Origin of the sequence: Hyalangium versicolor (assembly GCF_020103695.1) — a bacterium.
Taxonomy (GTDB): domain Bacteria; phylum Myxococcota; class Myxococcia; order Myxococcales; family Myxococcaceae; genus Hyalangium; species Hyalangium versicolor.
In genome coordinates, this window is record NZ_JAHXBF010000014.1 from 336,449 (window position 1) to 350,843 (window position 14,395).

General features: G+C 68.2%; 12 protein-coding genes. 1 reads left to right on the top strand and 11 read right to left on the bottom strand.

Annotated elements, in window-relative coordinates:
• Window positions 1–3: 3 nt before the first annotated feature.
• From KY501_RS28820 to KY501_RS28830, 3 genes are all read right to left on the bottom strand, one after another.
• Window positions 4–987, bottom strand: coding sequence for an alpha-E domain-containing protein (locus KY501_RS28820; protein WP_224366683.1), 984 nt, complete (start codon window positions 985–987; stop codon window positions 4–6).
• On the bottom strand, window positions 984–2,456 hold the full coding sequence (locus KY501_RS28825) for a circularly permuted type 2 ATP-grasp protein (RefSeq protein WP_224366684.1): 1,473 nt from the start codon (window positions 2,454–2,456) through the stop codon (window positions 984–986). Before KY501_RS28825 ends, KY501_RS28820 begins: the two co-directional genes overlap by 4 nt.
• A gap of 94 nt (window positions 2,457–2,550) precedes the next feature.
• Complete coding sequence (locus KY501_RS28830) at window positions 2,551–3,144, bottom strand: TetR/AcrR family transcriptional regulator (RefSeq protein WP_224366685.1); 594 nt, start codon at window positions 3,142–3,144, stop codon at window positions 2,551–2,553.
• A 119-nt stretch (window positions 3,145–3,263) separates the two neighbouring features.
• Here KY501_RS28830 and KY501_RS28835 point away from each other — a divergent pair, with 119 nt between their 5' ends.
• Window positions 3,264–4,013, top strand: a complete 750-nt coding sequence (locus KY501_RS28835; RefSeq protein WP_224366686.1) for an SDR family NAD(P)-dependent oxidoreductase — start codon at window positions 3,264–3,266, stop codon at window positions 4,011–4,013.
• A gap of 6 nt (window positions 4,014–4,019) precedes the next feature.
• Here KY501_RS28835 and KY501_RS28840 read toward each other — a convergent pair whose 3' ends face one another.
• The 8 genes from KY501_RS28840 to KY501_RS28875 form a co-directional block, all read right to left on the bottom strand.
• A complete protein-coding gene (locus tag KY501_RS28840; protein WP_224366687.1) occupies window positions 4,020–4,964 on the bottom strand; it encodes an RluA family pseudouridine synthase in 945 nt (314 codons plus the stop codon).
• Window positions 4,958–5,221 carry a hypothetical protein gene (locus tag KY501_RS28845; RefSeq protein ID WP_224366688.1) on the bottom strand — a complete coding sequence of 88 codons (264 nt, stop codon included), beginning with the start codon at window positions 5,219–5,221 and terminating at the stop codon, window positions 4,958–4,960. The genes KY501_RS28840 and KY501_RS28845 overlap by 7 nt, the downstream gene beginning before the upstream one ends.
• Before the next feature lie 78 nt (window positions 5,222–5,299).
• Entirely contained in the window at window positions 5,300–7,033 is a 1,734-nt protein-coding gene (locus tag KY501_RS28850) for a helix-turn-helix domain-containing protein (RefSeq protein ID WP_224366689.1), read from the bottom strand.
• Complete coding sequence (locus tag KY501_RS28855; protein WP_224366690.1) at window positions 7,030–8,037, bottom strand: P-loop NTPase; 1,008 nt, start codon at window positions 8,035–8,037, stop codon at window positions 7,030–7,032. The genes KY501_RS28850 and KY501_RS28855 overlap by 4 nt, the downstream gene beginning before the upstream one ends.
• A gap of 49 nt (window positions 8,038–8,086) precedes the next feature.
• Window positions 8,087–9,748, bottom strand: a complete 1,662-nt coding sequence (locus KY501_RS28860) for a hypothetical protein (RefSeq protein WP_224366691.1) — start codon at window positions 9,746–9,748, stop codon at window positions 8,087–8,089.
• A 91-nt stretch (window positions 9,749–9,839) separates the two neighbouring features.
• Window positions 9,840–10,433 carry an HNH endonuclease gene (locus KY501_RS28865; RefSeq protein WP_224366692.1) on the bottom strand — a complete coding sequence of 198 codons (594 nt, stop codon included), beginning with the start codon at window positions 10,431–10,433 and terminating at the stop codon, window positions 9,840–9,842.
• On the bottom strand, window positions 10,430–11,830 hold the full coding sequence (gene selA, locus KY501_RS28870) for an L-seryl-tRNA(Sec) selenium transferase (RefSeq protein WP_224366693.1): 1,401 nt from the start codon (window positions 11,828–11,830) through the stop codon (window positions 10,430–10,432). The genes KY501_RS28865 and selA overlap by 4 nt, the downstream gene beginning before the upstream one ends.
• A gap of 100 nt (window positions 11,831–11,930) precedes the next feature.
• A complete protein-coding gene (locus tag KY501_RS28875; RefSeq protein WP_224366694.1) occupies window positions 11,931–14,348 on the bottom strand; it encodes a transglycosylase SLT domain-containing protein in 2,418 nt (805 codons plus the stop codon).
• Window positions 14,349–14,395 lie beyond the last annotated feature (47 nt).

Here is a 14,395-nt window from a genome sequence, read left to right on the forward strand (position 1 = left end):
ACTCTACTGGGCCTGTGACTGCGAGCCCAGTGCTCTCGCGGCCCCGAAGAACTCCGCAGCCATCAGGTTGCACAGCGTCCCCGTCTCCTCGACCACCTGCGTGAGCAACTCGTGCACGGTGGCGCCCGGAGCCGTGAGCGCCGCCGGTTGCAGCTTCTCCAGCAGCCGCGCGCTGTGAGCCACCGTCTCCGCCCCAGGCAGCCCCTGCGTCCCTGGAGGGTGGAACTCCACCAGGTAGCGGTGCGCCGACTTCAGGCAGTACGCGAGCGAGCGCGGGAACTCCCGCTCGAAGAGCAGGAACGACGCCACCGCCGTGCCCGTGACGCGGCCCTGGTTGCGCTTCATGAAGGGCTCGAAGCCCGAGCACGCCCTCAGCAGCGACAGCCAGAGCGACGTCTCCACCACCTGGTGCCCGTTCGGCAACTGAGAGAAGGCATGGTGGTGCACGTCCAGCACACGCGCCGTCTGCCCCACTCGCTCCAGCAGTACGCCCAGCCAGATGAAGTCCAGCGGCGCGTCATGCAGCATGGTGCTGCGAAACAGGCCCAGCACCAGTTGCACCGAGCGGCGAATGGACCGGTAGAAGCCGTAGCGGTGGCGCAAGTACTCCTCCTTCGCCTCGTCGCTGCGCATCCACAGGTACAGCTCGTTGATGGCCTCCCAGCACTCGATGCTCACCACCTCGCGGATGGCGCGCGCGTTCTCACGGGCCGCCGCCACCGAGGCCTGGATGCTGGAGAAGTTGTCCTCGCCCCAGGACATGAAGCGCTGGACCCGCTCGCCCTCGTCCTCGTCGGCTGAGTGCACCTGCTCGGAGAAGCGGGTGAGCTCTCCGAAAACGGCCAACACCGGCCGCCAACACTGATCCGGAGGCAATCCCGCATCCAGGGCCAGCGTCCCCGTCACCTGGAGCACCCGGGCCGTGCTCTCCGCCCGCTCCAGGTAGCGCCCGAGCCAGAAACAGAGCTCCGCCACTCTCGCGATCATGCGACCTCCCGCTGCACCCAGGTGTCCTTCGAGCCACCTCCCTGGCTCGAGTTGACGACGTACGAGCCCTCGCGCAAAGCCACCCGACTCAAGCCCCCGGGCAGTACCCAGGGGCCCTGTGGACCGGTGAGGATGTAGGGCCGCAGATCCACGCGGCGCGGGGCCACCTTGCTCTTCGACGCATCCCACGTGGGGCAGGTCGACAACTCCACGCGGTGCTGCGCCACGTACTTCCGAGGCGACGCCAGGATACGCGTGCGGAACTCCTCGCGGGCCTCCGCCGTGGACTGAGGGCCCATCAGCATGCCGTAGCCGCCCGCCTCGTCCACCGCCTTCACCACCAATTGCTCCAGGTGATCCAGCACGTAGGAGCGATCCTCCGCTCGATTGCAGACGTAGGTCGGCACCTGCTCCAGGATGGGCTCCTCGGAGAGGTAGAAGCGGATCATGTCCGGCACGAAGGCGTAGACGGCCTTGTCGTCCGCCACGCCGTTGCCCGGAGCGTTGGCCAGCGCCACGTTGCCCGCCGCATACGCGCGCATCAGCCCGCGCACGCCCAGCAGGCTGTCCGGGCGGAAGGCCTCCGGATCCAGGAAGTCGTCATCGATGCGCCGATAGATGACGTGCACGCGGCGAGGCCCGCGCGTGGTGCGGACGAAGACCTTGTCCTGGTCCACGAAGAGGTCGGCCGGCTGCACGAGTTCCACGCCCATGGTGCGCGCCAGAAACGAGTGCTCGAAGTAGGCCGAGTTGTACGGGCCCGGCGTGAGCACGACGAGAGTGGATTGCTCCGGCGCCTCGGGCGAGCAGGCGCGCAGGGTCTCAGCCAGGCGCGCAGGGTAATGGTCCACCTGGCGGATCCGGCCCTGCTCGAAGATCTCGGGCATCACCCGCTTGGAGATGATGCGGTTCTCCATCACGTACGAGACGCCCGAGGGAGTGCGCAGGTTGTCCTCAAGCACCCGGAAGATGCCGCGCTCGTCCCGGATGAGATCGATGCCGCCCACGTGGATGCGCACACCACCCGGCGGGCGCACGTGGCGCAGCTGCGGCAGATACAGCTTCGTGCCGAGCACGATCTCTCGCAGCTCCGGCTTCTCCGCCAGGATGCGCTGATCGCCGTAGACGTCATCCAGGAAGAGCCCCAGCGCGCGCGTGCGCTGCTCCAACCCGCGCTCCAGGTGCGTCCAGTCCGCGCTCGAGACGACGCGGGGGATGAGGCAGAAGGGGAAGATCTTCTCGGTACCGCGAGAGTCTGAGTAAACAGAGAAGGTGACGCCTTGGTTCAGCAGCGCCCGCTCCGCCAGTGCTTGGATGCGGGCGAACTCCTCGGGGGTGCGGCCCGCGAGCAGGGCCGCCATGCGAAGGAAGTGGGAACGGGCGGTCCCGCTGGACTCGAACAACTCGTCAAAGGTACCGGACGCGACGGCATAGTCGTCGAACAGCCCCGATACGAGCATCCTTCTCATCAAGTTCCTCCACCTCGCTGCTGTGGAGAACATGATGACACGTCGCGTTGGTTTGGCGATACGGGGCGTATCAGCAAGCAGGCCTGCTACCTGTTCATCCGGTCAGTCTGCGCCGGTTCGCCTCCAGGATCTCCGCCGAGAGCTCGGGGTCGGCCGCCGCCACCGCTCGCGCCAGGATCACCGCCCCCACCACCTCGCTCATCATCTGGATGGCTCGCTCGCGGGGGACGCCCTCCCCCGCCTTGCGCTTGTCTGGCGCGGCCTTGGCCAGGTGAGCGGCAATGAGCCCGAAGACCTCCCCCACGCCCTTGGCGAAGCTCTCCTGGACCTCCTCAGGCTGCCGCCCGGTATCGGCCGCCAGCGCGGCCAGGGTACAGCCCTTGGCTGGGTCGTCCCGGTGCTCGAGCGAGAGGTAGTGCTCCAGGAATTCCTTCAGCGCCCGGTCCGGCGCCTGCTCGAGATCGCTCGCCAGCTTGGAGTTGGAGCGCTCGAAGGCTCCTGAGCACATCTCCGCCGCGAGCGCCTGCTTGGAGGGGAAGTGGTTGTAGAAGCCCCCGTGGGTGAAGCCCGCCTCCTTCATCAGGTCCGCGACACCTACCCCATCGAACCCCCGCTCCCGGAAGAGCCGGCCCGCCGCTTCGAGGATGTCCCGCCGGTTCTGGGCGGCCTGCTCCTTGGTGAGTTTCATCGCGCGCTCCTCCTGCCCTCGGCCCTCGGCCGGTTCTCTTGACAATTTAAATGACGTTCATCATTAAAGCACCGAAACCAACGATGTTGGTCGTCATCAATAGACAAAGGACCAGGGTCATGAGCAAGCATCAGGGCAAGGTAGCGGTCGTCACGGGAGGTAACTCGGGCATTGGCTTCGCCACGGCGCAGCGGCTGGCCAATGAGGGAGCCAAGGTGTTCATCACCGGCCGGCGGCAGGCGGAACTCGACGCGGCGGTGAAGAAGATCGGCAAGAACGTCACCGCCGTGCAGGCGGATGTGTCCAAGCTGGCGGATCTGGACCGCCTCTTCGCCACGGTGAAGCGGGAGGCCGACCACATCGACATCCTCTTCGCGAACGCGGGGACCGGAGAGTTCCGCCCGCTCGTCGACGTCACCGAGGAGCACTTCGACACGACCTTCGACACCAACGTGAAGGGTGTCCTGTTCACGGTGCAGAAGGCGCTGCCCCTGCTGCGCGAGGGCGGCTCGATCATCCTCAATGGCTCGAACGTCTCCATCAAGGGCAGCGACGTGCTCAGCGTGTACGCCGCCACCAAGGCCGCGGTGCGCTCCTTCGCGCGCTCCTGGATCCTCGAACTGAAGCCGCGGAAGATCCGCGTCAACGTCATCAGCCCGGGCCCCATCGACACTCCGGGACTCTCCAGCCTGGGCAGGAACCCCGAGGAGAAGTCGCAGTTCAAGTCGTACCTGCCGTCCGCCATCCCGCTGGGCCGGCTGGGCCAACCGGACGAGATCGCCAAGGTCGTCTCGTTCCTCGCCTCGGACGACAGCAGCTTCGTCACCGGCGCGGAGCTGTTCGCCGACGGCGGCTTGTCGCAGATCTGATCTCGCTCAGGCGTCTCGCAGGAGCGCCAGGGCGGACTCGAAGTCAGCGGGCAGGGGCGCCTCCAGCTTCAGCGCCTTGCCCGTCTTGGGGTGGGAGAACGCCAGCCGCCACGCGTGCAGCGCCTGACGACCGAGCGACTCCTGCGCCTCGGCCACCCTGCCCTTCGCCTTGCGTCCCGAGCCGTAGAGCGCGTCGCACAGTAGTGGGTGGCCGGACTCGGCCAGGTGCACGCGAATCTGGTGCGTCCGGCCCGTCAGCAGATCTACCTCCACCAGCGCCCCGCCCTCGAAGAGCTCGCGCGTCCGGAACACGGTGATGGCGGGCTTGCCCTCCTTCACCTTCCCCGTGAACTTCTGCCGGTGCACCGGGTGCCGCCCGTACAGCGTCTCGATGCGGCCCTCGGGCTTCGGGTGCCCGTGCACCAACGCCAGGTAGGTCTTCTCCACCGCCCGAGTCTTGAACGCCTTCTGCAGCGCCACGAGCGCTCGCTCGTTCTTCGCCACGACGAGGCACCCCGTGGTGTCCTTGTCCAACCGGTGGACGATCCCGGGCCGCAGCTCGCCGCCCACTCCGGCCAGATCCTTCACCCGGTGCAGCAGCGCGTTCACCAGAGTCCCGGACGCGTGCCCCGCTCCCGGGTGCACCACCATCCCCGCCGCCTTGTTCACGACGACGAGATCCCGATCCTCGTGCAGCACCTCCAGCGGCAGCTCTTCGGCCACCGGGACGGCCGCCACGGGCGCGGGGATTCGAAGCTCCAGCGACTCCCCTCCCCGCAAGCGCAGCGACGCCTTCACGGGCCGACCGTCGGCCAGCACATGGCCAGCTTCGATCAGCCCCTGGATCCGGGAACGGGTGAGATCGGGAAACGCGCGCGCCAGGTGTTGATCCAGCCGTTCGCCTCGAGCCTCGGGCGGAGCCTGGTGCTGGCGCGCTTCGGCGGCTACCAAATCTTCGACTTCACGTGCGCCTTCGAGCGCAACACGATGTCGTTGATGGCCCGCTCGAAGAAGTTCGTCCGAGTGAAGATCTCGGAACTCACGCGGCTCTTGTAGAGCTCGCGCCCCTCGTCCAGCTCCTCCTTGAGGATCTCGAAGAGGTTGTCCTGCTCGATGCCCTTGATGATCTTCTGCTCGTTGTAGAGCGAGATATCCGAGGCAATCGCGCGGGCGAGCCGCATCGCTTTGACCTTTTCTTCTTCTGTCATTGCACTTCTTTCATATGCACCGCAATGCGGGGAGTCAACATTCCTTCCACGTCATACCTGCCCCGCGATGTAGGTAGCTCACTTCTTCTTCGGGTCCGCGGCCAAGGCCAGATAACTCCTCGACACTCTGAGGGGATCCAGGCCCAGCTCGCGCGCGATGCTCATGAGGATGCCGCGCAGGTACACCGTGGCCGGGAGCGCGGTGTAGCGGTCCGCCTCGACGTTCTCCAGGTGCTTGGTGGAGATGCGCGTGCGCTCGGCCAGTTGGGGCAGTGAGAGGTTGCGGCTCTCGCGGACACGGCGCAGCAGCTCTCCGTTGAACTCGGTGTTGGGAGGCAGCTCCACGGGCTTGGGCCGTGGCTCGCGCGCCTTCGCCGCGACCTGGGCGAGCGCGGCCTCCGCCGTGGCGATGGCGGACTCCTGGGCGATCTGCTGGGCTTCCTCGAGGCTCATGCCCGCGGCAACCCCGGAGCGGGGGTTCCCCTTCCCTGCTTCTCCTGCTGGGGCGTGGGCGGGTACGGGCGTCGGCCGGGTGGCGCGACGGCCTCCAGGAGGCAGTGGAGGCGGTGTGATGGAAGGCCTTGTCGTGCGCCCGGAAGGTGAAGCGGGCGGAGTCTCCACCTTCGTGGCGGCGGCCCGGAGTTCCTCGCGCGTCGGCATGGGCGCGCGCATGCCGGAGACCTCTTCCTCCTCGTGATGGACGACCGCGGGCTTGGAAGGCTCGATGGAGGTTGGCGCTGGCGCAGGCTCCGGGGAGCGCACGGGTTCCGCGGCGGCCTGAGCAGGAGCGGCGCGAGGTGTCTCCGCGGCTTCAGCGACGGGTGTCGCGGGAGCAGGAGCCGACTCGGCAGGGGTTCCTGTCGCGGGCGCGGGGCTCGCTGTGCTTCGAGGAGGCGCTGTCGGCTCGGAAGGAGGCGGCTGCGGCTGAGCGACGGAGGCCTCCGGAGCCGGCGCCGAGGAAGGAGCTGCCGCGGATGGGGGCGTCTCTGGCTGCGGCTGAGAGGCGAACGGAGAGAGGAACGCGGTGCCCGCGGTCAGCGTCGGCGCGGGGACCAGGACCGGGACATACGAGATGGCGTAGCTGCGGAAGGCCGCGTGGATCTGGTCCGGCGTCACCCCACTCGGCACGACGATCTGTCCAGGAGGCACAGGCGTGCCCGCCGGCGCTGCGACAGGAGTCTCCGCCTCGGGGGCCTTCGCGGCCGGCGTGGAGGGAGGCTCGGCTGGCGCTGCGGTGGAAGCGGCCACCGGTGGGGAAGCTGTTGAAGGCGGAGCAGCCGAAGGTGCCGGTGCTTCCGCGGCGGCAGCGGCCACTGGAGGAGCGGCAGCCGGAGCCGAAGCCTCTGCACTCCGAGGCTCTGGAGCCGGCACCGAAGCCGCCGTGGCCGACGAAACCGAGAGCTCCGCGCTGGAGGTAGGCGCGGTGGAGGCAGGCGCGGGAACCGCGGCCGGAGCGCTTGGAGGCGCCGTGGCTGCGGTCTTGGGTGCGGAAGACTCCTGGGACGGGCTGGACTGGGCCGCTGCCGCCAATGCGGGAGCCAGGGTCACCACGGCACTCGAAGCGCCGCTGCTCACCCCGATCATGCGATCGTACTCGGCGCGAAGATCCGGCTCGGTGAGGATCTCCATCGCCTCGGTGAGGCGGGCCCTCAGCGCGTCGATCTGTCCCGGGTCCACCAGTGTGTACACCACCACGGAGTCGGGCGAGTACGTCTCGATGGCGCGTTCATAGGCTGCCCGGATCTCTGTCTCCGGCGCGGTGACGGGGATCTCGAGGAGCTCGTAATAGGTCTGCTGCTCGAAGGGCTTCATGGTGTGGAGGAACCGCCGCTGGCGTTACCGTCGAGGGTCAGGATACGTCCGGCGATGCGCTGGAGTCCCAGGGCAGCGGGCGAATCAGGCTTCTCCAGGAGGATGGGCCGCCGCTTGCGCACCGCTCGCCACGCCTCGTCGTCGTAGCGGATGGCCCCCAGATCATCCATCTCCAGGCCGAAGAACTTCTTCCACGCGGACACCACCGCGTTGCCCACGCTCATGTCGGCGTCGGTGCGAGCCTGGTTCACCACCAGTCGGATGCGGAAGGACTGGAGATCCCGCTCCAGTCGGGCTCCGGCGGCCGGATCGTGCTGGCGCACCTGGGCGATGAAGTCATGGGGCGTGCGCAGCGCTCCCTCGCGCGTGGTGAGGGCGCTCTCCACGAGATCCTCGATCCCGTACTGGGCCTCCACCTGCTGCAGCCGGCGGAAGAAGGCCGCCTTGACGAAGCGGTAGGCGTTCTCCACCGCCGTGGGTTCGGGCAGCACCACGAGCACGCCGTGATCGGCCACCAGGAAGAAATCCAGGGTGTTGAAGCTGGTCCCCGCGCCCAGATCCAGCAGCAGGTAGTCCACCGGCTGCGCCAGGAGCGAGCGCAGCAGCTTCTGCTTCTGGGCGTATTTGATGTTGGCCGCGTCCAGCACGTCCTGCGCGCCGGCGATCAGCGATAGCTGCGGCACGCCCGTGGGGATGATGATGTTCTCGATGGGCACCTTGTTGCTGCGGACGAAGTCCGAGAGCGTGGCACTCGGCTGCCCTATCCCGAGACAGGTGTGCAGGTTGGCACCGCCCAGGTCCGCGTCCACCAGCAGCACGCGCATGCCCGCCTGCGCCAGGGCCACACCCAGGTTGACCGAAACGAGGGTCTTTCCAATACCTCCCTTGCCGCCGCCCACGGCGATGACTCGGCGCGGGCGGGCGCGCTTGGAGAGCCCGGGAGGACCGGCGCTCGGCGTAGGAACAGGGGTGGTCGACGCGGTGGTGGAAGGAGCGGGCTTCAAGGCGCCCGCATCAAAACCCGTCCTGCCCTCCGCGTCGACTCCCTGGCCATTAGAGGAAGATCACCGTGCAGACACACGGCTCCGTGCCGTTACAGGTGTCGCCCGAGTTGGCCCCCTGGCATGTCAGCCCCGAGCAGCACCCCGTGGAGGACGAGCACGCCTGGCCGCTGGCCGAGCAGGTGGCGCCGGGCTGGCAGGTGCCCGTGGTCGCCCCGTTGGGCACCTCGCAGCGCAGGCCCTGGCAGCAGTCCGAGCCGGAAGTGCAGGCCCCGCTCTGGGGCTGACACAGCGCAGGCGGTTTGCACAGACCACCGGTGCAGATCCCCGAGCAGCACTGCGACGGAGCGCTACAGGATGTCTCGTTGGCCCTGCACATAGGACCGGCGTCCGCGCCGCCATCCGTGCCACCCGTACCGCCATCCATGCCACCGGCCGGCGGCTGGGGCTGCCGGCAGGCGAAGTTGAGCTCGTCCACCGGCAGGCAGCTCGTGCCCGCGCAGCACGCCGAGCCTCCATCGGCGTTCGGGCTGCAGGTGGAACCCAGTGGAGAGCACGTCGGGCGCTGGCACGTGAGTGCTCCGCTTCCATTGGGCAGGCACAGGGCGCCGTTGCAGCACTGATCGGAGAACTGGCACGTCTGGGCATCCTGGATGCAGCATGGCGGAGTCCCTGTGTAACCCGTCGAGCAGCCGGAGATGTTGCCGCCGCCGAAGCAGCGCGGCACTCCCGAGGAGTCCACCTTGCAGACACTCTTCTTGCCGTCGCAGCAGTTCTGCGAGGCGTTGATGTCCGTGGTGCCGCCGTCGGGCAGTTTGCCCGAGCCGCAGATGTTGCCCACGCCGTTGCACGCGCTGCCGTTGTCGCAGCGGCCGCCCGCGCACATCACCGAGCCGTTGGGGTTGGTTCCACCGCCACAGCAGTCGTTGTTACCGGAGCAGAAGTTGCCGGTGAGCTTGCACCCGCCCACGGGCTGGCAGACCTTGGCGCCGTAGCCCAGGTCCACGCAGGTGCGTGAGCAGCACGTGGAGCCATCCGAGCACGGGTTGCCGTCCTGCCGGCAGCCGCCGCCACCACCGCCAGTGATGAATTCGCAGCGGCCCACGCCTCCGGGCGGCGCTGAGCACGCATTGCCGCAGCACTCCGCGTCGGTCTGGCACACGTCGCCGTAGGCCTTGCAGCTATAGGAGCGGGTACAGAGCCCTCCCTGGCAGTTGCTGGAGCAGCAGTCCGCGGGCGAGCCACACGCCTGGCCCAGCACCTTGCACTGCGAGGCGCTGCCCGGGATGTCGGCACACGCACCGTTGGTGCACGTCTTCGTGCAGCACTGCTCGGCACCGGTGCAGGCCTGGCCCACGTCGCGGCACAGGTTGGCAGCGCACGTGCCGTTGTCACAGATGTTGGTGCAGCAGTCGCCGCTCGTCGTGCAGGCCTCGCCCGCGCTGCGGCACAGAATATTGGGAGGGGGACAGAGCCCGTCGTCCCCGCACACGCCGGTACAGCACTGGTTGCCCGAGGTGCGGCTGCACGTGGCACCCTCCTGGAGGCACGACGAGCCCGGCCCGCCATCAGGAACGGGGAGCACGCCTCCATCATTTCCAGGGCCCGCGTCGGGCGTCTCGTCGGGCGGATTGTCTCCGCCGCAGTCACAGCCCACGATGCTGATGGCCAACGCGAGCGCACTCAGCATCAACAAACCATTGCTCTGTCTCACGTGTCTCCCCTTTGCGCGTGCGCCTGGGGGACTCCATCAAGCCAGCATCGGCCACACCGGATGCTGGGACACGAAAGGCAGAGAAGCGGAGCTACTCGTCCAACAGTTCCACGTTCCAGTACGAGGCGTCTTCGACTCGCAGGAACGGAAGCCACTCACGGTACGTGATACGCCGGATGGCGCCGCGGAACAGCGGGGTCCACCGGGGCCGGAAGGGCTTGCGCAGCAGCTTCATGCCCGCCTGCTCCGGAGTGCGCCCGCCCTTCTTCAGGTTGCAGGGCACACAGGAACACACGACGTTCTCCCACGTCGTCTTGCCGCCGTCACAGCGGGGCAGCACGTGATCCAGGTTCAACTCCGAGCGTGGCAACGTTCGCCCGCAGTACTGGCAGGTGTCATGGTCGCGCGCGTAGATGTTGAGGCGCGAGAAGCGAACCCGACCCTTGGGCAGGTACTCGTACGCGGAGAGCACCAACACGCGCGGCACGCGAATGGAGCGGTTCACCGTGGTGATGCAGTCCTGCGTGGCGCTCAGGGCGGCCCAGTCATCGAACTCGTAGAGCCGGTACTGAGCATCGATGGCCTTGGCCACGCCTTGGTACAGCAGCGAGAAGGCTCGCTTCACCGAGGTGACATGGACCGGTTGGTAGTTCCGGTTGAGGACCAGGACGGCGCTGTCGATCATGGGCGGCTTTCCTGTCTGGCGGTGCCGACAACGGCCTCGGCAACCTGTCCGAGTTCCTCCTCCGCGAGACACCGGACGTCGAGGACCACCTCGCCATCCGCTATCCTTCCAATAACCGGCGCCTCGGCACCTCGCAGGCGCTCCAGGAATACATCCGGCTCCCCAACTTTGAGGATGCACGCGAAGGAAGGCAATCGGGCCAGCGGCATCGCCCCCCCGCCTACCTGCCCCGACACCGCGGCCACACGAACCTGGACCTGACGAGCGGCCAGCAACTCCTGGAGGCGCTCGGCGCGAGTGCGCAGCTCCTCCGGTCGCTGGGAGAGCAGGCGCCACGTGGGCACCGCTTGCAGCCGTCCGTCCCGGTAGAGCTCCAGGGTGGCCTCGAGCGCGGCCACCGTCATCTTGTCCACCCGCAGCGCGCGGGTGAGCGGGTGCGACTTGATGCGGGCCAGCAGCGCCTTGCGCCCCACGATGATGCCCGCCTGCGGTCCACCCAGCAGCTTGTCGCCGGAGAAAGCCACCACGTCCGCACCGGCCTCCACGGCCATGCGCACGGTGAGCTCGGAGGTAAGCCCCTCGCCCTCCAGCGGCACCAGCGCGCCCGAGCCGAGATCCTGGAACACCGGCACCCCGCGCGCCCGGCCGAGCGTGGACAGCTCCGCTACGCCCACGTCCTCGGTGAAGCCCACGAGCGCGAAGTTGGAGCGATGCACCTTCACCAACAGGCCCGTGTCCGGAGTGAGCGCGGACTCATAATCCGAGCGGCGAGTTCGGTTGGTGGTGCCCACCTCCACGAGCCGCGCACCCGACTGGCGCATGACATCCGGCACGCGGAAGCCTCCGCCGATCTCCACCAGCTCTCCGCGAGACATGATGCACTCGCGCCCCGAGGCCAACGACGCGAGCACCAGCAGCACCGCGCCCGCGCAGTTGTTCACGACAATGGCGTCTTCCGCACCGGTCAGCTCCGTGAGCAGGCCGATGAGGGGGGCATAGCGGCTGCCCCGTTCGCCCTCGTCGAGATCGTACTCGAGGTTGGAGTAGCCCCGAGCCACAGCCGCCACGCGGGCCACAGCCTCGGGAGCCAGGGGCGCGCGGCCGAGGTTGGTGTGCAGCACCACACCGGTGGCGTTGAGCACGGGGCGCAGGTTCGGCGTGGCCAGCTGGCGCAGGGCTGCATCCACGTCCGAGTCCTCAAAGGGGCGCGGCTCTCCGCGCAGCAACCGGGCTCGGGCTTCATCGACTGCCAGCCGCAGGGCCGCGACGGCGCGAGCGCGAGGGACTCCCGCCAGCCGTGAGTGCAGCGACGGCCGGTGCAACAGCTCTTCGATGGACGGCAAGCCGCGCAGGAGCGCGTTCTTTCCGCCGTTGCCACTATTCGACGGTGCCTCCACGTCCCCGAGTCTAGGAGACCCGCGAGCCGGGCGCCAGCCGGGTTCGAACCGTGACGCAACTGGTACGACCGTCCTACCAGCTGATCCAGGTACTCGCGCCTCAGCGGGCGGTGGGGAGCAGCTCGGCGGACTTCACCGCGGGCAGCTTGCCGGTCCTCCCGTAAAGAAGCTGGTAGGTGTTGTACGAGCGCAGGACGCGCTTGATGTAGCCGCGCGTCTCGGCAATCGGCACTTCCTCCACCCACGCATCCAGCGGCATGCCCTTGCGCTCGGAGCGCCAGCGGTTGATGGCGCCGGAGCCCGCGTTGTAGCTGCCCACCGCGAACGGCTTGTTCCCATCGAACTGCTTGACGAGCTGCCCCAGGTAGTTGGCCCCCAGGCGGATGTTGAGGTCCGGCTCCAGCAGGGACTCGACGCGGAAGCGCTTGATCTTGAGCTGAGCGGCCATCGACTTCGCCGTGGCCGGCATGAGCTGCGTGAGCCCCAGCGCACCCGCCCAGGACAGGGCCTTCGGGTCCAGCGCGCTCTCCTCGCGCATCAGCGCCTGCAGGAGATCCGGCTCCACCCCGGCCTCCTTGGTGTGCTTCTCGATCAGATCCCGGTACGCGTTCGGATAGGCGATCTCCCACACGGGCCGCGTCTGCGGGGTGATCCGGCCGCTCAGGTCCCTGCGCAGCGACACTCGAGCCACCGCATGAGCGGCTCGCTCATCGCCCGCCATGGACAGCAGGTGGACGATCAGCCGCGAAGGCTCGGCCGGCAACCCGTTGCGGTTGACCGCAAGCAGCTCGGAGGACACCGCCTCCGGGAAGCCCAGGCGATACAGCTCCACGGCGGCCAGGAAGTGCGGATCCTTCTCCATGATAGGCCCGGTGTGCAGGGGCCACGGGCTGGCGGACTCCGCGGTGAACACCAACTGCGGGGTGATGCGAGCCAGCCGCTCCTTGTCCACCTCGCCCAGCTGCGCGCGCGCCATCAGCCCGTAGTAGGTGGCCGGGTGCTCCAGCGCGAGCTTCTCGAAGATGGACTCCGCGCCCTCCTGAGCGCCCTGCTCCTGCAGCGTCCGAGCCCGCCAGTACCGCGCCCGCTCCACGTCATAGGACTCGTCCGCGTCGGCGAAGCGCTGCTCGATCAGATCCAGGATTGCCAGCCCGCCGTCCTTGGCCTTCGAGGTGCGCGCGATCCAGAAGGACTTGAAGAGCGCCTCGCCCAGGAAGTCTCCCTGGGGGTAGTTCTTCTCCAGTTCCTCGAGCCGCTGGGCGGCCAGCTCCGGCCGATCCGTCTTCACATAGAGGTCGGCCGCGTAGAAGAGCGCGTCATCCGCGAAGGAGTGGCCCGGGAACTCACGGGCGAGCCGCTCGTACGTCTCCATTCCGCGCTTCTGGTCCACGATGGAGCGCGACGAGCCCAGCACGTACATGGCGCGCGGCAGCAGGTCCGCGTCCTGGCACTTCTCCACCACCGGGGTGAGCGTGGCGATGGCCTTGGAGTGGTTGCGCTCCTTGCGCTGGCCCTTGCCGTAGGCGAAGTGCGCGCGGCAGGCGAGCGGCTCCGGCAGCTTCAGCGTGGCCAGCATCGGCTCCAGAATGGTGAGCCCCTGCTTGTTGCGGTGCAGTTCGATGAGCTGCTCGGCGCGGGCCACCTGGGCGTCCACCGGAGGCTTCATGCCCTTGAGACGCCGGTCCGCCTGCTTCGTCAGCGGCGACAACGGGTAGAGCGACCACAACCGCCACAGCGCCTCGCGCTCGCGGGCCTTGTCCTTCTTCTCGGAAGCGATGTCGGCGATGCCCAAGAGGGCCTCGGCGCCCACGTTGCGGCCGAACAGCGGCGCGGGCCGGTTCGCCAGCGGAGAGAGCGCGGCCATGGCGCCGTCATAGTCCTTCTTCTTGCGCAGCACCCGGCCCAGCGCCAGGCGCGCGTCCACGTACAGCTTCGAATCCTCGGACACCGCCGAGAGCCGCTTGGCCGCCTCGTCGTATTTGCCGAGATCCTCCAGCGCCACGCCCGCATGGGTGAGGCACCGATCCCTCAGCGCCGGGTAGTCGTCCGCCAGCGAAGCCATCTCCACGGCCGCGCGAGTGTCATCCCCGGCGCGCACGGCGCTCAGGGCCCGCAGGTAGCGCACCGGCAGCGAGTCGCCCTCGCCCTCCAGCAGCTCCCGGACCTTCAGATAGAAGCCGCGATCGAAGGCGGCCTTGGCCTCCTTCTTCCTACCCTCGGAGAAGTATGGCGCCAGGTCCTCCAGCCCATAAGCCTTGCCGAGCTGCACCTCCATCTTCGCCGGAGCCGCCTTCCGAGGCGCCTCCACCACCGGCAGAGGGAACGCGGGGTTGAAGATCTCCACATAGCCCGGAGGCAGCGGCGCCTTCTCGGCATCCGGAGGCGGCGTGAGCTGAGCCTCGGTGGGGGCACCGTCCGTGCGAGGCTCGGGAGCGCTCGTAGGCTCGGAGCCCACCGTCTGAGCGGAGGCCAGGGAGGCGAAAAAGACGAGGGCAATCAGCGAAAAGGCGGATTTCATGGGGGCGGGCGGCTGGCCCTGGTGGATGCGCTCGGGCACGCCCGAGG

Bases quoted from the DNA above. Each gene is read 5' to 3' on its own strand.
- KY501_RS28845 (WP_224366688.1), bottom strand. From the start codon at position 5,221: ATGACAGAAGAAGAAAAGGTCAAAGCGATGCGGCTCGCCCGCGCGATT.
- KY501_RS28850 (WP_224366689.1), bottom strand. From the start codon at position 7,033: ATGAAGCCCTTCGAGCAGCAGACCTATTACGAGCTCCTCGAGATCCCC.
- KY501_RS28830 (WP_224366685.1), bottom strand. From the start codon at position 3,144: ATGAAACTCACCAAGGAGCAGGCCGCCCAGAACCGGCGGGACATCCTC.
- KY501_RS28820 (WP_224366683.1), bottom strand. From the start codon at position 987: ATGATCGCGAGAGTGGCGGAGCTCTGTTTCTGGCTCGGGCGCTACCTG.
- KY501_RS28875 (WP_224366694.1), bottom strand. From the start codon at position 14,348: ATGAAATCCGCCTTTTCGCTGATTGCCCTCGTCTTTTTCGCCTCCCTG.
- KY501_RS28835 (WP_224366686.1), top strand. From the start codon at position 3,264: ATGAGCAAGCATCAGGGCAAGGTAGCGGTCGTCACGGGAGGTAACTCG.
- KY501_RS28825 (WP_224366684.1), bottom strand. From the start codon at position 2,456: ATGAGAAGGATGCTCGTATCGGGGCTGTTCGACGACTATGCCGTCGCG.
- KY501_RS28865 (WP_224366692.1), bottom strand. From the start codon at position 10,433: ATGATCGACAGCGCCGTCCTGGTCCTCAACCGGAACTACCAACCGGTC.